The sequence below is a fragment of the Pseudomonas sp. FP1154 genome, from assembly GCF_030687245.1.
Classification (GTDB): Bacteria; Pseudomonadota; Gammaproteobacteria; order Pseudomonadales; family Pseudomonadaceae; genus Aquipseudomonas; species Aquipseudomonas rhizophila.
In genome coordinates this window covers 3,119,653-3,142,390 of the sequence record NZ_CP117465.1, presented here as the reverse complement: position 1 = coordinate 3,142,390, position 22,738 = coordinate 3,119,653, and the positions used below count along the sequence as shown (strand labels likewise).

14 protein-coding genes are annotated in these 22,738 nt (G+C 62.2%); 3 read left to right on the top strand and 11 right to left on the bottom strand.

The window, feature by feature from the left end; all coding sequences use genetic code 11:
- Positions 1–56: 56 nt before the first annotated feature.
- The 7 genes from PSH91_RS14170 to PSH91_RS14140 form a co-directional block, all read right to left on the bottom strand.
- Complete coding sequence (locus PSH91_RS14170) at positions 57–1,694, bottom strand: BatD family protein (RefSeq protein ID WP_047225794.1); 1,638 nt, start codon at positions 1,692–1,694, stop codon at positions 57–59.
- A complete protein-coding gene (locus PSH91_RS14165; protein ID WP_305465968.1) occupies positions 1,691–3,427 on the bottom strand; it encodes a VWA domain-containing protein in 1,737 nt (578 codons plus the stop codon). The genes PSH91_RS14170 and PSH91_RS14165 overlap by 4 nt, the downstream gene beginning before the upstream one ends.
- A complete protein-coding gene (locus PSH91_RS14160; protein WP_305465966.1) occupies positions 3,424–4,503 on the bottom strand; it encodes a VWA domain-containing protein in 1,080 nt (359 codons plus the stop codon). The genes PSH91_RS14165 and PSH91_RS14160 overlap by 4 nt, the downstream gene beginning before the upstream one ends.
- Complete coding sequence (locus tag PSH91_RS14155) at positions 4,496–4,990, bottom strand: DUF4381 domain-containing protein (RefSeq protein ID WP_173406911.1); 495 nt, start codon at positions 4,988–4,990, stop codon at positions 4,496–4,498. The genes PSH91_RS14160 and PSH91_RS14155 overlap by 8 nt, the downstream gene beginning before the upstream one ends.
- Positions 4,987–5,931 (bottom strand): DUF58 domain-containing protein, encoded by a 945-nt coding sequence (locus PSH91_RS14150; protein ID WP_047225798.1) that lies wholly within the window; start codon positions 5,929–5,931, stop codon positions 4,987–4,989. The genes PSH91_RS14155 and PSH91_RS14150 overlap by 4 nt, the downstream gene beginning before the upstream one ends.
- A gap of 10 nt (positions 5,932–5,941) precedes the next feature.
- Entirely contained in the window at positions 5,942–6,901 is a 960-nt protein-coding gene (locus PSH91_RS14145) for a MoxR family ATPase (protein WP_047225799.1), read from the bottom strand.
- 384 nt (positions 6,902–7,285) lie between these two features.
- Entirely contained in the window at positions 7,286–7,639 is a 354-nt protein-coding gene (locus tag PSH91_RS14140; RefSeq protein WP_305465965.1) for a hypothetical protein, read from the bottom strand.
- Positions 7,640–8,106: 467 nt separating this feature from the next.
- Here PSH91_RS14140 and PSH91_RS14135 point away from each other — a divergent pair, with 467 nt between their 5' ends.
- On the top strand, positions 8,107–12,975 hold the full coding sequence (locus tag PSH91_RS14135) for an NAD-glutamate dehydrogenase (RefSeq protein ID WP_305465964.1): 4,869 nt from the start codon (positions 8,107–8,109) through the stop codon (positions 12,973–12,975).
- Between the two features lie 191 nt (positions 12,976–13,166).
- Here PSH91_RS14135 and PSH91_RS14130 read toward each other — a convergent pair whose 3' ends face one another.
- From PSH91_RS14130 to PSH91_RS14120, 3 genes are all read right to left on the bottom strand, one after another.
- Positions 13,167–13,571: a cupin domain-containing protein gene (locus PSH91_RS14130; RefSeq protein ID WP_047225808.1), complete on the bottom strand. Its 405-nt coding sequence runs from the start codon at positions 13,569–13,571 to the stop codon at positions 13,167–13,169.
- Between the two features lie 139 nt (positions 13,572–13,710).
- Complete coding sequence (locus PSH91_RS14125; protein WP_047225809.1) at positions 13,711–13,992, bottom strand: antibiotic biosynthesis monooxygenase family protein; 282 nt, start codon at positions 13,990–13,992, stop codon at positions 13,711–13,713.
- A 123-nt stretch (positions 13,993–14,115) separates the two neighbouring features.
- Positions 14,116–15,549: a PLP-dependent aminotransferase family protein gene (locus PSH91_RS14120; RefSeq protein WP_076384469.1), complete on the bottom strand. Its 1,434-nt coding sequence runs from the start codon at positions 15,547–15,549 to the stop codon at positions 14,116–14,118.
- Positions 15,550–15,754: 205 nt separating this feature from the next.
- On the opposite strand from PSH91_RS14120, the gene PSH91_RS14115 reads away from it, so the two are divergent.
- A complete protein-coding gene (locus PSH91_RS14115; RefSeq protein WP_076384471.1) occupies positions 15,755–16,195 on the top strand; it encodes a carboxymuconolactone decarboxylase family protein in 441 nt (146 codons plus the stop codon).
- Positions 16,196–16,220: 25 nt separating this feature from the next.
- On the opposite strand, the gene PSH91_RS14110 is transcribed toward PSH91_RS14115, so the two are convergent.
- Positions 16,221–21,833 carry a putative Ig domain-containing protein gene (locus PSH91_RS14110; protein WP_288914652.1) on the bottom strand — a complete coding sequence of 1,871 codons (5,613 nt, stop codon included), beginning with the start codon at positions 21,831–21,833 and terminating at the stop codon, positions 16,221–16,223.
- A gap of 393 nt (positions 21,834–22,226) precedes the next feature.
- Between PSH91_RS14110 and PSH91_RS14105 the strand changes: the two genes are divergently transcribed.
- Positions 22,227–22,670 carry a CopD family copper resistance protein gene (locus tag PSH91_RS14105; RefSeq protein WP_047225813.1) on the top strand — a complete coding sequence of 148 codons (444 nt, stop codon included), beginning with the start codon at positions 22,227–22,229 and terminating at the stop codon, positions 22,668–22,670.
- Positions 22,671–22,738 lie beyond the last annotated feature (68 nt).

Sequence of the window (22,738 nt, the reverse complement as noted above, 5' to 3'; positions counted from 1 at the left end):
ATGAGTTGGCGCCACTCCTGTGGCGAGCCACAGAAGCGCTATGTCCCGCAAAGGGATCACTTGGGGTAGAGCGGTGGCAAGCCACTGTCGCCGGCCGGGTCCTGGAAGCCTTCCGCAGCGGGAATGGTACGAATGGCTCGCCACAGATCTTCGCCCTGCCAATACTGACCCGTTTCGCTGTAGAGCGCGCCGTTGAGGCCATCCAGGGCGTCGGACAGTGGCACGAAGCGCGCGGCCATGTCGGCTAGGGTTTCCGGTTGCTGGCGAGCCCAGGCGTCCAGCGCCTGGCGTGTAGCGTGGGAGTCGTTGGCCAGGCAGGCACGCTTGAGGTCGTCCAGCAAGGTCCGCGGGCTCGGCCCGGCCTGGGTCGCGCGCAGGATGGCCGGCTGCGAACGGGCGCGCCACCACAGGCCCAAGCCCAGCAGCGTGGTGCAGGCCAGGATGAAAGTGCTCAATTGCCAATACCGCAAGGTGTCGCTGTCGACGATCGTCACAATCTGAGGTGTGCTTGTTGGCGTGTCCACCATCAGGCTCGGATTGTTCGCCACTTGCAGGGTCCGCGCTGGAAGGCTGGTGCGGTCCAGGTGGTCTTCCCGGGTGTTCCACCAAACCACTTCCACCGGCGGCAATTCAATGGTGCCGCTGCGGTTGGGCACCAGGGCCTCGCGGTCTTCACGGCTGCCCACCAAACCGCGCTCGCTGCTGCGACTGCTGAGTACCGGTTGGTCGGGGTAGCGCCGCAGGCCGCTGATTTCAGTGGCTGGCAGGGGCGGTAGCTGGGCGCTGGCCAGACCCTCGGCTTCCAGGGTCAGGCTGCGGGTCAGGGAGTCACCCACCTGGCTGTGGGTTGGTTCCGGGCTCCAGCTCTCGCTCAAGGAAAGGCTGCGCGCCGGCAGCCAGGGCACATCTGCCGGGTAGCTGGCGGGCTTGGGGTTGACGGTCAGGCGCAGTTGCTCGGAGCTGACCCGCATCAACTGGCCGGGCTTGGGCCCCGACGGCGCGGTTCCCTGGGCCACCGGCTCGACCAGGGTGGCGCTGAAGGTCTGGGCCGGGATCATCAGTTCGCCGCTGCGTTGGGGGTAGATGCCGTAGCGCAGTTCGATCACGCCGTGGCGTACGTTGTTGATGACCTTTTCGTAGGTGCGTGATTCGCCCAGTTGCTCGGTACGGGCATCGGGAATGTGCAGCGGTGTCAGGCTGCTGTCGTCGTACAGCGACACCGAATGGTAGATGCGCAAGGTCAGGATCGCCTGTGCCTGCACATAGACGTCGGTCTGGTCGAGGCTGGCCTCGATGAACACCGGGGCCAGTTTGCCCGGCTCATTGCGCGTTTCGCTTTCGATCACTTGCAGGGTGATCGGTTGGCTGGTCACTTCGCCCAATTGCAGGGGCGGAATGACCACGGTGCCACTTTGGCGCGGCAGCAGGGTGACGATCCAGCGGGTGGTGGCGCGATTCTCGCCATCAAGAGTCGTCAGTTGGTTGACCTGGCGGGTGCCGCGCACTTCGAACAGCGCCTGGAGCGGGCTCAGGTCGGGTTTGCCGAACAGTGTGGCGTCATTGGACTCCAGGGTCAGTTCCACGGTCTCCCCGGAATTCAGGCGCCCGCGATCCACACTGGCAGTCAACTGTACGGCCTGGGTTCCAGATGCCCAGAGCAGCAACACGAGGAGGTAGGCGGTGAAGCGGGTCATGGGTTTTTTCCCTGGGCCTGATGGCTTTGCTGTTCATACCAGAATTTACGTCTGAGCAGTTCGCCCGGATTATCCGGGATCTGGCGCAGCCATTGTTCCAGTGCCTGGCGCTGTTCTTCGTCGTTGCGCTGGCCGGCCGCGGGGCGCAGTGGTGGGGTCGTGGTCCGCTCATCAGGCAACTCGCTGCCCGGCACATCCTGGGCACCAGGCGGTTGCGCTGCCTGGGGGCCCTGGGATTGTTCCGGTGTCGCGGTCGCTTCGGAGGAGGGCTGTCCCGGCGCAGAAGTTTGTGCCTGGGCATTGGCGTTCGGTGCTTGCTCGGCGGGCCCTGGCTGCTCACTTTCACTGGGTTCAGGTTCGGCAGGTTTTGCTGTCTGCTCTTTGAGCAGGCTCTGCACCAGTGCTTTGTTGGTTTGGGCCGGACGCAGGTCCGGTTGCAACTCCAGCGCTTGCTCGTACGCATCCAGCGCGGCGTCCAGTTCGCCGCTTTTGGCCAGGGCGTTGCCGCGGTTGTAGTGGGCGCGGGCGTCGTTGCCCTCGGCAAAGCGGCGAGCGGCTTCGCTGTAGGCACCGGCTTCATACAGGGCCACACCTTGCCATTGGTGGTCCTCGAAGTGGACGGCAGCCTCGGCCGGACGCTTCTGCTTGAGCAGGTGCTGGCCTTGTTGATCGGGGCGCAGCCACAGGTCCTGGAGTTCGAAGGCATGACCGGTTTGCGGCACCATGAACACCCACGGCAGGCAGAACAGCCAGCCGCGCCGTCCGGCGCAGGCGGCCAGCAACAACAGCGGCAGGAGCAGCCAGTAGCCATGGTCCGCCCAGGTATCCAGGCGCAGCGTCTGACCGTCGCTGCGCAAATGGCGAGGGCCGTCCAGCAGCCCCAGGCCACGCAGGTCACTATCGTCCAGGCGCGCCGGGCGATAGCGGCCGTCCAGCTCATTGAGGAAGGACTTGAGGCTCGGGCTGTCCAGGCGCGGTACCAGAATCGCGCCCTGGGCATCCTTGAGGTAACTGCCATCTTCCTGGGTTACCGGGGCGCCTTCGCGTGTTCCGATGCCCAGCATCAGCAATTGCGTGGCAGATCCATCGAGGATCTGGCGGATATGCTCGCGTTCCTGTTCGTTCAACGATGAACCTATCAGCAGGATCCGACCGTGACCAAGTCCGCTCTGATCCAGCAGGGCCATGGCCTTGTTGACCGCCAGGTCGGCGCGATGGCCATTCTGGGGCATGATCGAGGGGGTGAGTGCTTCCAGGAGGTTGGCGCTGGTGGACAGGTCGTCGGACAGCGGCACCAGCGTATGGGCACTGCCGGAATAGACGATGATTGCGGTCTGGGCGTCGCTGCGGCTATGAAGCAAGTCCAGCACCTTGCGCCGGGCTTGCTCCAGACGCGTGGGCGGGACGTCGGCGGCGAGCATTTGCGGCGTCAATTCCAGCACCACCACCAGCGGATCGGCAGGTTTTTGGCTGGTCTGTTCGACCCGTGCCCAACTGGGGCCCAGCAGCGCAAGCACCACCAACAGCCAGCCCAGGCCAAGGGCAACCCACGGGAGCTTGCTTTCGCGGCCGTTGCCGCCACTGAGCAGCACGGCATGAAACGCCGGCGGCAGAATCATTTGCCAGCGGCCCACGCGTTTCTGCCGGTGCCACAGGTGCCACAGCAGCCACCCCAACAAAGGCAGCAGCAATAGGAACCAGGGACGCAACCAGTGTGGCCAGAGAGCGATCATCGGCGTTTCCCCAGACGCATGCGCTTGAGTCGCCGGCGCCACTCGGAATGTTCTGCCGGTTGGAACAATGGCTGGGTGAGCAGGCGCTGCAAAGGATTGTCCGGCCAGCGTTCCCGGGCTACCAGCAACACGCTCAGCAGCAGCGCAACGGCCAGGGGCCATTGGTAAAGCGCCTGGGCGGGTCGTGCTTGGGTCGGCTGCTGGGTCACCGGTTCGAGCTGGTCGAGGGTGGTCTTGATCGCCAGCAACTGTTGGCCATCCTGGGCGCGGAAATACTGGCCGCCCGTGGTTTGGGCAATTTCCCTGAGTGTCGCTTCGTCGAGGTCCAGGCTCGGGTTGACCCCGACAAACCCTGCTGTGCCACTTTCTTCCGGATCGGCGCCAATGCCAATCGGGTAGATCTTCACGTCTTCTTCGGCGGCCAGCCGCGCGGCGGTCAGCGGGTCGATTTCCCCGCCGTTGTTGGCGCCATCGGTCACCAGGATCAACACGCGGCTGTTTGCCGGACGTTGACGCAGGCGCTTGAGCGCCAGGCCGATGGCGTCGCCGATAGCGGTGTTCTTGCCGGCGATGCCGATGCGCGCTTCATCCAGCCACAGCCGCACGGTGCGACGGTCGAAGGTCAGCGGTGCCTGGAGGTAGGCCTGGCTGCCGAACAGGATCAGGCCGACCCGATCACCTTCGCGGCTCTCGAGAAAATCTCCCAGCAGGTGCTGGACCAGCGCGAGGCGACTGATTTCCTCGTCTTGCCAGCGCATATCGGGAAAGTCCATGGACCCCGAGACATCCACCGCCACCAACAGGTCACGACCGCTGGCTGCGATCGGCAACGGCTCGCCCAACCATTGCGGGCGGGCAGCGGCAATCAGCAACAGCAGCCAGAGCAGGATGAAGGGTGCCTGCTGACGCCAGGTCGGCAGATTGCTTCGGGCCCGGCGCCCCACGAGACCTTCGAGGTCGCCCAGGAAACTGACCCTGAGGGCCGGCTCGCCACTGTCGGCCGCCGGCAGCACCAGGCGCATCAGCCAGGGCAGCGGCAACATCGCGAAAATCCACGGCCAGGCGAACTCAAACATGTTTGCGAATCCAGATTTCGACGGCTTGGGTCAGGCCGGCAATGGCTTTGTCATCGAGCTTGCATTCGGGTTTGTAGGCGCCTTCCACCAGCACCATCCAGCGGGTCAGGCCTGCCGCCGGGCAGCGGTTATCCAGGAAAGCCAGCCATTTACGTCCGTTGAGGGTGTGACTCTGGCTGTACGGGTAGTGGTTGCGACACAGGCGCTTGAGCAGCCCGTTGAGCTGTTGCAGCCAGGCGCCGGCAGGGGCGCCATCGTAGGGTTTGGGCAGTTGGGCGAGTTCCGCCAGCGCGGCCAGGCGCGCAGGGTCCAGGGGTTGCTCGGCGCGCACGGTGGAGCGCTTGGCGGGAAGGAACCGGCGCAATTGCCACAGTCCAAACCCCAGCAACGGCAACACCACCAGCAGCAGCCACCAGCCCGGCGCGGGAGGCCAGAAGCCGATGGGTGGCGGCGTGATCAGTGGCTGCAGTTGATCGAGACTGCTCATCGGCTTTTCCCCGACCGCTTGGGGTTCAGGTATTCGCGTAGCTGTTCGACCATGTCGCCCTGGGTGCTCAGGGGCATGAGCAGAATCCGCAGCTTCTGGGCCAGCAATTCCCAGCGCTCCTGGCGCGCCTCGGCCTGGGCGCGATAGGTCTGGCGCAGTTCGAAATTCAGGGTGTCGAGTTCCAACTGCGCGCCGCGCTGGGCGAAACGCAGCAATCCGGCGGCGGGCAGGGCGTGATCCAGCGGATCCGAAAGCGGCAACAGCAACAGGTCGCAATGGCGTGACAGCAGGCTCAACTGTTGCTCGGCGCTGTCGGACAGCGCGCGCTCATCGCAAATCACGATCACCAGGCTGCCAGGGCGCAATACTTCCCGGGCCCGGCGCAAGGCGTTGCCGAACGAATCGCGGTCCGCTTCGCCCTCGGTATGCAGCGATTGATTGACCCGCACCAGGCGGTTCAGCAGTTGCAGAAGGCTCTGTTTGCTGCGCCGGGGCTTAACCTCGTAATGGGTGTTATCTCCGAACACCAGCCCGCCGACCCGGTCGTTGTGCCCCAGGGCGGCCCAGCCGATCAGGCTGGCGGCCTGGGCCGCGAGCACCGACTTGAACATCAGCCCCGAGCCGAAGAACAGCCGATGGCTTTGCTCGATCATGATGAAGATCGGCCGCTCCCGCTCCTCATGAAACAGCTTGGTGTGGGGCTCCTGAGTACGAGCGGTCACGCGCCAGTCAATGGTGCGTACGTCGTCGCCGGCCTGATAGACCCGCACCTGATCGAAATCCACGCCGCGCCCGCGCAGTTTGGAGTGGTGCAGGCCGATCAGTGGGCTACGTTGGCCCGGCGTCGAGAACAACTGCACTTCACGCACGCGATGGCGCATCTCGATCAGCTCCGAAAGGCTGACGCGGATGCCCGGTACGGGCGCCAGTGGGTTGTTCATGGCTGGCTACTCAAGCGACGGCGACGACGTCGAGAATCCGCTGCACGACGCGGTCCTGGTCAATACCGGCAGCTTCGGCTTCGAACGACAGAATGATGCGATGGCGCAGCACGTCGAACAGCACGGCCTGGATGTCTTCGGGGCTGACGAAGTCGCGGCCGGCGAGCCAGGCGTGGGCACGGGCGCAGCGGTCCAGGGCAATGGAGCCTCGCGGGCTGGCGCCGTAGGCGATCCATTCGGCCATTTCCGGGTCGAACTTGGCCGGCGTACGGGTGGCCATGACCAGTTGCACCAGATATTCCTCCACGGCGTCGGCCATGTACAACCCGAGGATCTCCTTGCGAGCGGAGAAAATAGCCTGCTGGCTCACGCGGCGCTCGGGCTTGGTTTCGCCGTGCAGCGCTTCACCTCGGGCCTGCTGCAGAATACGACGCTCCACCGCGGCATCCGGGAAGCCGATCTTGACGTGCATCAGGAAGCGGTCGAGCTGGGCCTCGGGCAGCGGGTAGGTGCCTTCCTGCTCGATCGGGTTTTGCGTGGCCATCACCAAAAACAGGGGCGACAGCTCGTACGTGCTGCGCCCGACGCTGACCTGGCGCTCGGCCATTGCTTCGAGCAAGGCCGACTGGACCTTGGCCGGGGCACGGTTGATTTCGTCCGCCAGCACCAGGTTGTGGAAGATCGGCCCCTGCTGGAACACGAAACTGCCGGTTTCCGGGCGGTAGATTTCCGTGCCGGTAATGTCGGCGGGCAGCAGGTCGGGGGTGAACTGAATACGATGGAACTGCGCTTCAATGCCCTCGGCCAGCTCTTTGATGGCCTTGGTCTTGGCCAGCCCCGGCGCGCCTTCCACCAGCATGTGGCCGTCAGCGAGCAGGGCGATGAGCAGACGCTCGATGAGTTTTTCCTGGCCGAGGATCTGCGTTGAAAGAAAGGTTCGCAGCGCCAGCAGCGCTTCACGATGTTCCATCGGTGACTGTTCCTGGAAAGGGTGGCCCAGGCGTTCGGATAACGTCGGGGCTGGGGGCGTTACTTTAATGCATGGCGGGGGGTGGCGACTAACGGGATTTTGTTTGGTGTGCGGATTTGTGATCGGTTTTGAGTCTGTGTGGGAACTGAGCTTGTTCGCGATGACAGCGGTACATTCAACTTTCAATGCGGCCTGATCCACCGCCATCGCGAGCAAGCTTGCTCCCACAGGGAATTGGCGGTGGACGCAGGAACAAGGAACACCACGGATCCATTGTGGGAGCGAGCCTGCTCGCGAAGAGACCGGCACATCCAGCATTTTCGTTTCAGACATGCCGCCATCGCGAGCAGGCTCGCTCCCACAGGGGGGCGGTCGCCTTTGGAATCAGAGCTGGCTTATATAGGTGCCCGTCCCCTTGAGGATGTTCTGCAACGTCAATTCCACTTCCGCCAGGTCCGCTGCATCGGTGTCGTGGCTGATCTCCAGCACATCATCGCCGTTCAGCACATCGGCGTCCGATGCGGCAATTTCGATTTTCAGCAGGGTCGGGCTGAGGGTCACTTTGACGCCTTCCAGTGTCGAAGGCTCACCCTCCAGGGCGATTTCCAGTTCGTCTTCGTCGGGGTAGCGGGTCATCAGGAACATTTCGCCCTGGGTGCTGTGGCAGCACAGCATGGCCATGTTGTCTTCTTCCTCGTCGCATGGATTGGCGATCAGAAGGGCGGTGGTCATTTGCATGGTGATGGCTCCTGGCTCGATGAGCCTTGCTGGGCGCAAATAAAGTGGATTTTGCCAGCCCGAACGACTTTCTGCTGGATTACTGCAGTCACACGCAGAATATGCGCGCAATTTCACCGCGCCAGGTGCCGTTTTGCTCGCCGGGCTGCTACGGTTGTTCGATGCAAACCGGCTGTTTAGCTTGCCGTTGACCGAATATGTCGCAGCGCTGCAAGCAGGCACATTGTCGCACTCGTTAAGCTGCACGGCGGATGTACACCTGCAAAGGGCACCACGAGGGCTTTTTGCAGGTGTCCATTACATGGAAATTACATGGAAAAGGATGTGACCTGCCGGTCTTGTCCAGCTTCACCCACCTGTCGTCCTGTTTCCTCTGCCCGAGAATCAGGAACAGGATGGCCGACAGCCCTGAAAAAGGGCTGCACGCGACGCTTCCATCAATAACAAGCCCAAGCGGAGTACCACAGATGGCGTTCTTCACCGCAGCCAGCAAAGCCGACTTCCAGCACCAACTGCAAGCGGCACTGGCGCAGCACATCAGTGAACAGGCACTGCCACAAGTGGCGCTGTTCGCTGAACAATTCTTCGGCATCATTTCCCTCGATGAACTTACCCAGCGCCGGTTGTCCGACCTCGCCGGCTGCACCCTGTCTGCCTGGCGCCTGCTTGAGCGCTTCGATCATGCGCAGCCGCAGGTCCGCGTCTACAACCCGGATTACGAACGCCACGGCTGGCAGTCGACCCATACGGCAGTGGAAGTGTTGCACCACGACCTGCCATTTCTGGTGGATTCGGTCCGCACCGAACTGAACCGTCGCGGTTACAGCATCCATACCCTGCAAACCACCGTGTTGAGCGTGCGTCGCGGCAACAAGGGCGAGTTGCTGGAGATCCTGCCCAAAGGCACCCAGGGCGATGGCATCCTCCAAGAATCCCTGATGTATCTTGAAATCGACCGCTGCGCCAACGCCGCCGAACTCAACGTCCTGAGCAAGGAACTTGAGCAGGTGCTGGGCGAAGTGCGCGTGGCGGTGGCTGATTTCGAGCCGATGAAAGCCAAGGTCCAGGATATTCTGTCCAGCCTGGACAACAGTGCCTATGCCATCGATGCCGACGAAAAAGGTGAAATCAAGAGTTTCCTGGAATGGCTGGTGGGTAACCACTTCACCTTCCTTGGCTATGAAGAGTTCGTGGTTCGTGATGACGCCGATGGCGGCCATATCGAATACGACGCCGATTCGTTCCTCGGCCTGACCAAACTGTTGCGTGCCGGCCTCACGGTCGATGACCTGCGCATTGAAGACTACGCCGTCAATTACCTGCGTGAACCGACCCCGCTGTCGTTCGCCAAGGCCGCACACCCGAGCCGTGTACACCGTCCGGCTTACCCGGACTACGTATCGATCCGTGAGATCGACGCCGATGGCAAGGTCATCAAGGAATGCCGCTTCATGGGCCTGTACACCTCCTCGGTGTATGGCGAAAGCGTGCGCGTCATCCCTTACATCCGCCGCAAGGTCGAGGAAATCGAACGTCGCTCGGGCTTCCAGGCCAAGGCGCACCTGGGCAAGGAACTGGCCCAGGTGGTCGAAGTGCTGCCCCGTGACGATCTGTTCCAGACCCCGGTGGACGAGCTGTTCAGCACCGTGATGTCCATCGTGCAGATCCAGGAACGCAACAAGATCCGCGTATTCCTGCGCAAAGACCCGTATGGCCGTTTCTGCTACTGCCTGGCCTACGTGCCGCGCGACATCTATTCCACCGAAGTGCGCCAGAAGATCCAGCAAGTGCTGATGGAGCGTCTGAAGGCCTCGGACTGCGAGTTCTGGACCTTCTTCTCCGAATCCGTGCTGGCCCGTGTACAGCTGATCCTGCGGGTAGACCCGAAGAACCGTCTCGACATCGACCCGGTCTTGCTGGAAAAGGAAGTGGTGCAGGCCTGCCGCAGCTGGAAGGACGACTACGCCAGTCTGGTGATCGAAAGCTTCGGCGAAGCCCATGGCACCAACGTGCTGTCCGATTTCCCGAAAGGCTTCCCGGCCGGCTACCGCGAGCGTTTTGCCGCGCACTCGGCCGTGGTCGACATGCAGCACCTGCTGAGCCTGAACGAAAAAAATCCGCTGGTCATGAGCTTCTACCAGCCGCTGGGCCAGGTGTCCGGCCAGCGCGAGCTGCACTGCAAGCTGTATCACGCCGACACGCCGCTGGCGCTGTCCGACGTGCTGCCGATCCTGGAAAACCTCGGCCTGCGTGTGCTGGGCGAGTTCCCGTACCGCCTGCGCCACACCAATGGCCGCGAGTTCTGGATTCATGATTTCGCGTTCACCGCCGCCGAAGGCCTGGACCTGGACATCCAGCAGCTCAACGACACCTTGCAGGACGCCTTCGTCCACATCGTGCGTGGCGATGCCGAGAACGATGCATTCAACCGCCTGGTGCTGACCGCCGGCCTGCCATGGCGCGACGTGGCGCTGTTGCGTGCCTACGCCCGTTACCTGAAGCAGATCCGCCTGGGCTTCGACCTGGGTTACATCGCCAGTACCCTGAACAACCACACCGACATCGCTCGTGAACTGACCCGGTTGTTCAAGACCCGCTTCTACCTGGCGCGCAAACTCAGCGGCGACGACCTGGAAGACAAGCAGTTGCGTCTGGAACAGGCGATCCTCACGGCACTGGACGACGTTCAGGTGCTCAACGAAGACCGCATCCTGCGTCGCTACCTGGACCTGATCAAGGCCACCCTGCGGACCAACTTCTACCAGACCGACGCCAACGGGCAGAACAAGTCCTACTTCAGCTTCAAGTTCAACCCGCACCTGATCCCGGAACTGCCGAAACCGGTGCCCAAGTTCGAGATCTTCGTGTATTCGCCTCGGGTCGAAGGCGTGCACCTGCGCTTCGGTAACGTTGCTCGCGGTGGCCTGCGCTGGTCCGACCGTGAAGAAGACTACCGCACCGAAGTGCTGGGTCTGGTCAAGGCCCAGCAAGTGAAGAACTCGGTGATCGTGCCAGTCGGCGCCAAAGGTGGTTTCCTGCCGCGACGCCTGCCGCTGGGTGGTGGCCGGGACGAGATCGCCGCCGAAGGCGTGGCGTGCTATCGCATCTTCATTTCCGGCCTGTTGGACATCACCGACAACCTCAAGGAAGGCGCACTGGTTCCGCCGACCAATGTTGTGCGTCATGACGACGATGACCCGTACCTGGTAGTGGCTGCGGACAAAGGCACTGCAACCTTCTCCGACATCGCCAACGGCATCGCCATCGACTACGGCTTCTGGCTCGGCGATGCGTTCGCTTCCGGCGGTTCTGCCGGCTACGACCACAAGAAAATGGGCATTACCGCCAAGGGCGCGTGGGTCGGCGTACAGCGTCACTTCCGTGAGCGCGGTATCAATGTCCAGGAAGACAGCATCACCGTGGTGGGCGTTGGCGACATGGCCGGCGACGTGTTCGGTAACGGTCTGTTGATGTCTGACAAGTTGCAACTGGTGGCAGCCTTCAACCACCTGCACATCTTCATCGACCCGAACCCGGAGCCTGCCAGCAGCTTCGCCGAGCGCAAGCGTCTGTTCGACCTGCCGCGTTCGGCCTGGACCGACTACGACACCAGCATCATGTCCGAAGGCGGCGGTATCTTCTCGCGTAGCGCCAAGAGCATCGCCATCTCGCCACAGATGAAAGAACGCTTCGACATCAAGGCCGACAAACTGACCCCGACCGAGCTGCTCAACGCCTTGCTCAAGGCGCCGGTGGATCTGTTGTGGAACGGCGGTATCGGTACTTACGTCAAGGCCAGCAGCGAAAGCCACGCCGATGTGGGCGACAAGGCCAACGATGCGCTGCGCGTGAACGGCAACGAACTGCGCTGCAAAGTGGTGGGCGAGGGTGGCAACCTGGGCATGACTCAACTGGGTCGTGTCGAGTTCGGCCTGCATGGCGGTGCCACCAACACCGACTTCATCGACAACGCCGGTGGTGTGGACTGCTCCGACCACGAAGTGAACATCAAGATCCTGCTCAACGAAGTGGTGCAGGCCGGCGACATGACCGAGAAGCAACGTAACCAGTTGCTTGGCAGCATGACCGACGAAGTCGGTGGCCTGGTGTTGAGCAACAACTACAAGCAGACCCAGGCCCTGTCCTTGGCGGCACGCCGCGCATTCGTGCGCATTGCCGAATACAAGCGCCTGATGAACGATCTGGAGGCACGAGGCAAGCTGGATCGCGCCATCGAGTTCCTGCCGGCCGAAGAGCAACTGGCGGAACGCGTCGCGGCGGGCCAAGGTCTGACCCGTGCCGAACTGTCGGTGCTGATCTCCTACAGCAAGATCGACCTCAAGGAAGCGCTGCTCAACTCCCAGGTGCCGGATGACGACTACCTGACCCGTGACATGGAGACCGCGTTCCCGCCGACACTGGTGAGCAAGTTCTCCGAAGCCATGCGTCGCCATCGCCTCAAGCGTGAGATCGTCAGCACCCAGATCGCCAACGACCTGGTCAACCACATGGGCATCACCTTCGTTCAACGGCTCAAAGAGTCCACCGGCATGAGCCCGGCGAACGTGGCTGGCGCTTACGTGATCGTGCGGGACATCTTCCATCTCCCGCACTGGTTCCGTCAGATTGAAGCCCTGGATCACCAGGTGTCGGCTGACGTGCAACTGGAGCTGATGGACGAGCTGATGCGCCTGGGTCGTCGTGCGACGCGCTGGTTCCTGCGCAGCCGCCGCAACGAGCAGAACGCTGCCCGTGATGTTGCTCACTTCGGTCCGCACCTGGCGGCGCTGGGCCTCAAGCTCGACGAACTGCTGGAAGGCCCGACCCGCGAAGGCTGGCAGACCCGCTACCAGGCCTACGTAGCAGCCGGCGTGCCGGAACTGCTGGCACGCATGGTTGCAGGCACTACGCACCTGTACACCTTGCTGCCGATCATCGAGGCATCTGATGTCACCGGCCAGAACGCCGCCGATGTGGCCAAGGCCTACTTCGCGGTAGGCAGTGCCCTGGACATCACCTGGTACTTGCAACAGATCAGCGCGCTGCCGGTGGAAAACAACTGGCAAGCCCTGGCCCGTGAAGCGTTCCGCGATGATGTCGACTGGCAGCAACGGGCGATCACCATTTCGGTCCTGCAGCAGGGCGACGGCACCCAGGAGGTGGAAACACGCCTGGCGCTGTGGCTGGAGCAGCATCACGACATGGTCGAGCGCTGGCGCGCCATGCTGGTGGACATCCGTGCCGCCAGTGGCACGGACTACGCCATGTACGCGGTCGCCAACCGCGAACTGCTGGACCTGGCGTTGAGTGGTCAACCGGTCCTGCCGGCCAACTGATCCGGCGTTGAATGAAAAAGCCCCGCATTGAGAGATGCGGGGCTTTTTTGCGTTTGTAATACGCGATTGGTTGGAGCGCAGAGCCCCTGTGGGAGCGAGCCTGCTCGCGATGGCGTTTGACCCGCGACATTGATGTTGACTGACACCCAGCTATCGCGAGCAGGCTCGCTCCCACAGGGGGCTCAAAGGTGTTAGTTCTTCAGCGGAATCAACACCGCCTCATCCTTGCCCATCACCATGAACACCAAAAGTTTCGCCGGCTCGGTCGAGCTGGCGTTTTTCGAAACCAGATGCTCGGAACCCGCGGCTTCGTACCAGAACTCCCCGGCCTTGTAGGTGGTCGCCGGCTCGCCTTTGACCTGGGAGGTGATGGCGCCTTCCAGCACATAGGCCATGGCTGTTCCTTCATGTTTGTGGGCGACGGACGACTGGCCGGGGGCGTAGTCGACGGTCAGCATCATGGCTTTTTTACCAGGCAGGTTCTTCAGCATCTTCTCCTGCAGCACGTTGACCTTTTCCGAGGGTGCGGTTTCGTGGGCATAGACCGGGGCCAGAGGCAGCAGGCTGAGGGTGGCGATCAGGCAGAGGGTTTTCATGGCAATGACCTTCGTGGGTTTGAGTGAGTTCGCGCTGTGGCAGCGATGGATTCACCCTAAGCCCCACGGAGGGGCAAACAAACGTCCAATCTTTCGGAAGGCGGGTAGACCAATGCCGCGATCCACCCCAAGACAAAGGTCAGCGGTTGAAGTCCACGCTTCGAGCCAGCCGGTTGTCGATCAGGCCGATGAACCCTTGCACTTCAGGGCAGTTGAAATGGGCTTGCATCGCCGCTTCCGATTGCCAGCGGGCGCTGACGGTCCAGCGGTCACCGTCGTCCGGGCAACGGTCGACCATGTAGGCATCGCACCCCGGTTGTGCACGCAGGGTTTCGACGATTTGCTGCAACTGGCGGCCCAGTTCTTCCGAGCGCCCGGCGGCGGCTTGGACCTGTACGGTATTGATCACCTGGCGAGTCATGGCTCTGGCTCCTGAATCAAGTCGGACGGGATTGGCTCGACAATCAACGAGACCCCTGCAGGATAGGCCTGTATTTACGAGGCTAAAACAGCCAATGGGCGGATAAATGTCCAGTCCAATGGCTCAGGCGACCTGCTGCAAGATGTCCCGCAAGCGGTCCAGGGCGGTGTCGATGTCGAGGATTTCGATGGCGCCAAAACCGAAGAACAGACCCGGCCGCACCGGGGCGTCGTTGAAAAAGCCATCGAGGCGGTACAGCCCGACTTCGGCTTTTTTCGCCAGTTCGATCACCAGTGCCAGATCGATGGGCACCTTGCACAGCACGGCCAGGTGGAAGCCTGCGGTGGTGGGAACCGCCTCGAACCAGGGCGACAGGTCCCCAGCCATGCGCGCCAGGATTCGCTCGCGGCGGCCGGCATACAGCGTGTGGCAGCGGCGGATGTGCTTGAGCAGGCAGCCCTCGGCGATGAACTTGGCCAGTGCCCACTGGGGCAGGGTGGAGGTGTGTTGATCGGTGAGGCGCTTGGCCAGGATCACCGCTTCGAGGATCGCCGGTGGCAGGATCGCGTAACCGAGGCGCAGCTCCGGCAACAGCGTTTTCGAGAAGGTGCCGACGTAGGCCACGATCCCGCGGTCGTCCATACTTTGCAGTGAGTCGGCCGGCCGGCCTTCGTAACGAAATTCGCTGTCGTAATCATCCTCGATGATGATTGCCCCCAACTCGTAGGCCCGCGCCAGCAAGGCCTCGCGGCGGGCCTGGCTCATGGGCATGCCCAAGGGAAACTGGTGGGACGGCGTCACATAAATCAGGCTTGTGCCGTCGGGAATGAGGTCCACCCGCATGCCCTGGTCATCCACCGGTATACCGACCACCGTGGCGCCGTGGGAGCCAAACAGCAGGCGTGCTGGTGGATAGCCCGGGTCCTCCATGGCCACCAGGCTGCCCGACCGGGTCAAGACCCGCGAGATCAGATCCAGGGCCTGTTGTGCGCCGTTGCACACCACCACGTCATCGTCCTGACAATTGACCCCGCGGGAAAACGCAATATGCCGGGCAATGGCATTGCGCAGCGCCGGCAAACCCTCGGGCTGGCTGTAGAAGCCCTTGGCGCTGGCGATCTGGCGCAAGGCGTGGGCGGTACAACGTCGCCAGTCGTCCAGGGGAAACTGGCCTTTGCCGGTGGCGCCGCCGATGAAGTCATAACGCAGCGCACCTTCAAGGGTGGGATGGCGCATCAGGTCCGGCATGTTGCGCCAGGTCTCGACGACATCGGCGCCGGCCAGCTCGCGGTGGCTTTGTTTGCGCACGATTGGGGCCGGGCGCGCATTGACATAGGTGCCCTTGCCAATGATGCCGGTGAGAAAGTTTTCGTAGGTCAGTTGGGCGTAGGTGTCGGACACGGTCTTGCGCGAGACGCCCAGTTGTTCAGCGAGCAAGCGGCTGGGCGGCAGTTGCGTGCCGGCGGCCAGGCGACCACTTTCGATGGCACTGCGCAGTTGTTGATACAACTGGCCCGCCAGGTCTTTGCGGCCGTTGATGACAACATGAAGTTCCATACCCGCGCGCTCCTGGGCGATTGTGTGGCGCTAGCCCGCAAAGGCGCAAGATTAACCGCATTGTGCGTATGCATAGAAGTTGCGTGGAGAAAATCGCGCTGATTGGTCTGCTATGAACTGGTCCGGTTTTTTTCGACACATTGGATCTGTCGCGCAGCGTGCTCACGGCCTACCGTGGAGATACCGATCAGCACGGAATTGCGCCATGAGCCAGCGTCTGGATTACTACAGTGCGTCCCCAGGGGCGATGAAAGCCATGATTGGCCTTGAGGCGCTAAGCAGTCGCCTGAGTATAGAGCCGGGATTGCTGCATCTGATCAAGATCCGTGCCTCGCAGCTTAACGGCTGTGCGTTTTGCACCGACATGCATTCGGTGGATGCGCGTCGCCTGGGTGAGAGCGAGCGGCGCCTGTTCGCCGTGGCGGTGTGGCGCGACAGTGGCTTTTTCACCCCCCGCGAACGCGCCGCCCTGGCCTGGACCGAGGCGGTAACGCTGTTGGCCGAAAGCCAGGTGCCGGATGAGGTCTTTGCCCAGGCCCGCGCCGTGTTCAGCGAGGAGGAACTGGTCGACCTCACGCTGGCGATCAGCACCATCAACAGCTGGAACCGGCTGGCGGTGAGTTTCCGCCAGAGCCCCGGTTCCTGATGGTTGATCGATCTGCCTGCTCCCGTCAGGCCGTGAAGTCGCTGGCATGCAGCTCCTTGACCCCCACCAGTTCGAATTCGAACTCGGCGCTGGCGTCGGCATTTACACTGCCGTAGAGGATGCCATCGGCAAAGCGCAGTTGACCGGTGGCATCGGCGCTAAAGGCATTGCTGCCAATGAACGTGAAGGTGTCGATCTCGGCGGTCAGCGGATTGGCGTCCAACCCAGTGAAGTCCAGTTGGTCGAACTCGGTGCTCTTGAAGCCGCTGATGACATCGCGTAGCGCCCCGATGCCCATGTCCGACAGTGCTTCGAATGCATATGTGTCTGCACCCGTACCGCCGCTCAGGCTGTCAGTGCCTGCGCCGCCGATCAACCGGTCATCGCCCGAGCCACCCACCAGCGTATCGTTGCCCGCCCCACCGTTGAGCACGTTGGCGCCGCTGTTACCCGTCAGGTTGTCGGCGTAGGCACTGCCGGTCAGGTTCTCGACATACTTGAAGGTGTCAAGGCCCGAACCCACGGTGTTCTGTTGCGCGGAGGTGGACAGGGTGGCCGTGACACCGGCCATGGCCCGTTCGAACGAGACCGTGTCATTGCCATCACGGCCGTCCAGCACGTTGTTGCCGGCCCCGGCAAACAGTATGTTGTCCAACGCATTACCGGTGCCATTGGCGGCGTCGGGGGTATCGATGTACAGGTTTTCGACGTTGTTGTTGAGAGTATAGGCCGTCAAGCTGCTGTGCACGCTGTCGATCCCGCCAGACACCGGGTTGCTGTTGGTCTCGATCACGGTATCGCCGGTGTTGTCGACATAGTAAGTGTCGTTGCCATCGCCCCCGCTCATGCTGTCGGCCCCGGCGGCGCCATCAAGCACGTTGTTGGCGGCGTTACCGGTGATGAAATTGCGCCGCTCATTGCCGGTGCCGTTGATGTCCGATACGCCGGTGAGCACCAGATTCTCCAGGTTATCGCCCAACGTCCAACTGACCGAGGCCTGCACCGTGTCGATCTGTGCGGTCGAGGTGTTGCTTTCCACCACGCTGTCGAACGCGTTGTCGACCACATAGATGTCGTTGCCGTCGCCGCCGGTCAAGCTGTCGGCGCCCAGGTCTCCGTCCAGAGTGTCGTTGCCCGAGCTGCCCACCAGCGTGTCTGCCTGGTCGGTACCGGAAATCATCCCGCCTTCGTTCTGGGCATCGTCGAATATGTCCTGCACGCTGTTGTTGTCATCAGGATTGCCCTGGAAACCCAAGTCATCGGCGATGTAATCGGCCAGGCGCTGGCCGACGATTTCCGCCGATTCCTCGTGCAAGTGCCAGACGTCGTCGGGATACACCAGTGGGTCGACTTCGTAGCGCAAGGGCAGATCGGTGTAGTCCACGGCCAGTTTCACGTCCGCGCGCTCGGCGGCGATGGCCTCCTGGGTGGCGCGGACATAACCGACACCTTCGACAATGTCGGCGATCTTTTCTTCCGAATAGCCACGGGCACGCGCCGCGTCCTGTTGGTAGTGCCCGGTCTCCATCAGGTACACGTTGAAACTGCCGAACTGGGCGTGCAGGTAATCAAACACGGCCAGCGTTGCGGTCTTGTAGGCTGCCGCCGCAGCTTCCTTGTCGGAGGCGCGGGCGATTTCCTGGGCCGCTTCCTCGCCTTGGCCCCAAACGATGCCCATGGTGACGTTGTCGATGGCCCTGAGCTCGGCAAGCTGATCCTGCAACAACGCCACGGCGCGCAACAGCGCAGGCCCCGGTTGGTTGGTGTCGGTCAGCCACCAGCACAACTTGAGCTCCTCGGCGCCCAGGGTCGACAGGCCATTGACCGTACTGCCACCCACCGCGATGTCGATGCCATTGCCGTCGGCATCCTCGAACTGACTGCGTACGTCATAAGGGGTGTACTTGCTCAGGTCATTGACCAGCATCGACGTACCGGACTGATCGTCGTCCTCGGTCATGCGCAGCAGGCGCGCATTGGACTGGCCGAGGGTCGGCAGGTAGAGGATGTCCTGCTGGGCGCGCTCGCCGAACACGAAGTCATCGGCGGTCAGGGTGTTGAGGTAGTTACCGCTGAGGGCGATTTCGAAGCGATTGCCGTCGGCGTCCGCTTCGCTGGATTTGATGTAGGTCTTGTCGCCGGCCGAGTTGAGGGTCATGTACAGCGTGCCGTTGCTGCCATTGCCGAGGCCGAGATAGCCCAGGCCGGAGACATCGATCTTGTCGACACCCACGGTGAAGTCATAGATCGTGTCCGTGGCCGTGACCCCGCCGGTGTCGTAGTCGCGATAGCTGTCGAGCACGTTGGTGTAGCGGAAGGTGTCGGCACCGTCGCCACCGTACAACGAGTCGCGACCGGCGCCACCATCGACAATGTCCGCGCCAGTGCCGGCCCTGATCGTGTCGTTGCCGCCCAGGCCGAGGATCAAGTCCGCGCCCGCGGTGCCAGTGAGGGATTCGGCGTTGTTGGTTCCGGTGATGGTATTGTCCGGCGCATCGGCCACTGCCAGGGCGAAGCTGTCGCTCACCGAGGCACCTGACGGATCGGTGGCCTTGACCAGTACGTTGTAGTTGCCTGCCGCCGTGCTGGTGGGTGTGCCAGCGAAAGTCAGATTGCTGGCATTGAAGCTCAGCCAGGCGGGCAGGGCGCTGCCATCGGCCAAGGTGGCGGTGTAGGTCAGCACATCCTGATTGGCGTCGCTGAAGCTGTCGGAGGTCACGGTGTAGGTGAACGGCGTACTTTCGGTGGCGTTCTGGTCGAGCAGGGGGATAACCACCACGGGCGCCACATTGCTGGGGGTGTTCTCGTCGGCGAAGACGAAATGACTTGCGGTCAGGCTGCTGACCAGGTTACCCGCCAACGACACTTCGAAACGGTTGCCGTTGGCATCGACCGTGAGGTCTTTGAGGTAGGTGCGGTTGGTCGAGCTGCTGTAGGTCACCTGCAGTGTGCCGCCCTGGCCATTGCCCAGTCCGGTGTAGCCGAGGGCCGATACATCGATCTTGTCGGCGGCCACGTCGAAATCGAGGATCTGGTCACTGGCGCTGGTGGAACTGGTGCGGTAGCTGTCGAGTTTGGAGGTATAGCGAAACACGTCGGCACCCGCGCCGCCGGTGAGTTTGTCCACGCCAGTGCCGCCCACCAGAATGTCGTTGCCAGCCCCGCCATTGAGGGTGTCGTTACCGGCGCCGCCATACAGTTGTTCGTTGGCCGCGGTACCGGTCAACGTGTCGTTGTTCGGCGTGCCATTGATCACGATGGGCGCGGCGGGCACGTCCTGCACCGCCAGGGTGAAGCTGTCGCTGACGGTGGCGTTGCTGCCGTCGGTCGCCGTGACCTGTATGGAATACGTGCCTGATGCTGTATCGGTTGGCGTGCCGCTGAATGTGCGGCTGGCGGCATCGAACACCAGCCAGCCGGGCAGGGCGCTGCCGTTGGCGAGGGTGGCGGTATAGCTGAGGCTGTCGTTGTCCGGGTCGGTAAAACTGGTGGCTGGCACCACGTAGCTGAACGGAGTGTTTTCGGTCGCATTCTGATCCAGCAACGGCGTGGCCAACACCGGTGCCTGATTGGTGGGCGAGGCGGTGGCGAAGACAAAATTGGCGCTGGTCAATGTGTCGAGGTAGTTACCCTCCAGCGCCACTTCGAAGCGGTTGCCATTGGCGTCGGCGGTCAGGGATTTGATGTAGGTCTTGGTCCCGGCGCTGTTGAGTACCACGTACACGGTGTCGTTCTTGCCGTCACCAAGGCCGGTGAAGCCCATGGCCGACAGATCGATCTTGTCGGCGCTGACATCGAAATCGGTGATCACATCGCCCAGGTTGACGCCGCCGGTGTTGTAGTTGCGGTAGCTGTCCAGACGGTTGGAAAACACAAAGGTATCGGCCCCGGTGCCACCGGTGAGGGTGTCCATGCCGGCCCCGCCGTCGAGCTTGTCGTCGCCCGCGCCACCACTGAGGCTGTCGTTGCCCGCCAGACCCAGCAGGGTGTCGGCCGAGTCACTGCCGATCAGCGAGTCACTGCCGCTGGTGCCGGTGACCACCCGATTGAAGATGAAGTTGCTGGCGGTCAGGGTACTGGTCAGGTTGCCCGACAGAATCAGCTCGAAGCGATTGCCGCTGGCGTCGGCATCGTAATCCTTGATGTAGGTGCGGTCGCTGCTGGCGCTGTAGCTGATCTGCAATGTGCCGCCACGGCCATTGCCCAGGCCGGTGAAGCCCAGGCCCGCGAGGTCAATCTTGTCCTGGGTAACGTCGAAATCAGTGATGGTGTCGTCGAAGCTGGTGGTGGCGTTGCGGTAACTGTCGGACTGGCTGGCGAAGCGAAACGTATCGGCGCCGGTGCCGCCAGTCAGTCTGTCGATGCCCGCGCCACCCACCAGGATGTCGTCACCCGCGCCGCCATTGATGGTGTCATTGCCGGCACCGCCGTAGAAAATCTCGTTGGCGGCGCTGCCCAGCAAGGTGTCGTTGCCGGCGGTACCTTGCACGGTGGTCACCGGTACCGTGGCGCTGACATAGCTGCCGTCGCCATAGACCAGCGTTGCGCCCTTACTGGTGTGACTGATGGTGTTGGCGATGATCGCATTGCGGTCGGTGCCGTCTTCGTTGCGTTCGGCAACGCCGTAGGTCGACAGGTCGCTGCCGCTGATGATGTTGCCCTGGATCAGGTTGTCGCTGCCGTTGAAGTAGCGACCGGACACGCCCAGGGTGTCGTCGTAGGACTGGATGATGATTTCCGGTACCGGATTGCCCAGGGAGTTGTTGTTGAGGGTGTTGTCGATGACTTCAACGTGGTTGCTGCCGTAGATGCGGATCCCGGCGCTGGCGTTGTCGTGGATGTCGACGCCGCTGACGGTGACGTCGCTGGACAGCTTGATCAGTACGCCTTCGCCGCCGTTGCCATACACCTCGCCGCCGGTGATGGTGATGTTGCTGGGGGAGGGGATGTCCTCGCTGCCGCGCTGCACCACGATACCGTTGCCGCCGTTGTTGTAGGCAACGTTATTGGTGAGGGTGAAGTCGTGGGTGCTGGTGACAACGTTGAAACCATGGCGGTCATTGTCGTAGGCGACGTTGTTTTCAAAGGTGCTGTCACTGAGGAAGTCAGCAACAAAACCGTCCAGGCCGTTGCCGTGGGACACGCTGTTCTTGATGACCATGTTGACGGTCTGCTCGTGGGGGTCGAAGCCGTACCCGGAGCAATCCTTGATCTCGACGCTGTCGAGGGTGACGTTGGAGTCGTAGCCTTCTTCGCCGGGAATGTAGCCGTTGAACCAGCCGTCGATCTTGCCTGTGGTGTTGTCGCGATTGCCGTCGATGGTGAGATGGCTGACGCCGAAATCGTGGGTTTCTTCACCGTAGGCCGAGCGGATGATGCCGGTGATCTTGGTGTCGGAGCCGTCGGCCACCTTGACGGTGGTTTCGCCCATGCCGTCGCCGTACAAATAGACGTTGCTCTTGAGCATCAGGCAACCGTCGGAGGGTTCCTCGCCGGCCGAAACGATGTAAGTCCCGGTCGGCATGTACACCTGCCCGCCGCCTGCGGCAGCCGCCGCATCAATGGCACTTTGTATTGCCGCCGTGTCGTCGGTGATGCCATCTCCTTTGGCGCCAAAATTTTGTACGTTGAAAATCATGAGCTTATCTCCGTATCGGGCTGGAACCACGGTAGAAGCCAATATTCCATCGGCGGCCACCGTGTTATGACCCGCAGGAGCGCAAAAGTTGTGACCGCATATCGGCTGAGCGTCAAAAAAACGAACGGGCTGATCAACGGTCGGAACGACTTCAGCAACAGATAACGTTCTGTTGACGCTTTTTGGGTTGCACAACCCTTGTGGGAGCGAGCCTGCTCGCGATAGCGGTGTGTCAGTCGATGGGATGCAAGCCGAACCGACGCTATCGCGAGCAGGCTCGCTCCCACAGGTGCGGTATCGGATTTCCTTGATTGGCATCAACCCCCAATCCGAAGCCGCGGGATAACCTCGACTAAACCATCGCCCGATGATTCAGGGGCGACCGAGGAGCCCATGAGCTATCCGCTATTCCTGACATTGCACCTGTTTGCCGCGCTGGTTTTCATTGGCACGGTGTTCTTCGAGGTGCTGTTCCTGGAGAGCATCCGCAAACAGCTGCCCGCCAAAGTCATGGTGCTGCTGGAACAGGGCATCAGCCGGCGTGCCCGGCAGTTGATGCCCTGGGTGTTGCTGACGCTGTTCGGTGCCGGCGCTGCCATGGTCTGGCTGCGGTACTGGCCGACGCTTTCCGCGCCATGGGAGTCTTCTTTCGGGTTGCTGCTGGGCCTGAAAATAGCCTTGGCGGGCAGCGTACTCGGGCATTTCCTCTGGGCCATGTGGCTGTTCAGAAGCGCCCGCATGAACGCCCGTTACGTGCAGATCATCCATACCAGCGTGTTCATTCATCTGCTGGCAATCGTGCTGTTGGCCAAGGGGATGTTTTACCTGACCTGGTGAGCGGTTGCGGGGCGTATGCAGGGCGCTTGATACAGGTCAAGGCGACCCATCGGGACAAGTCCGACACT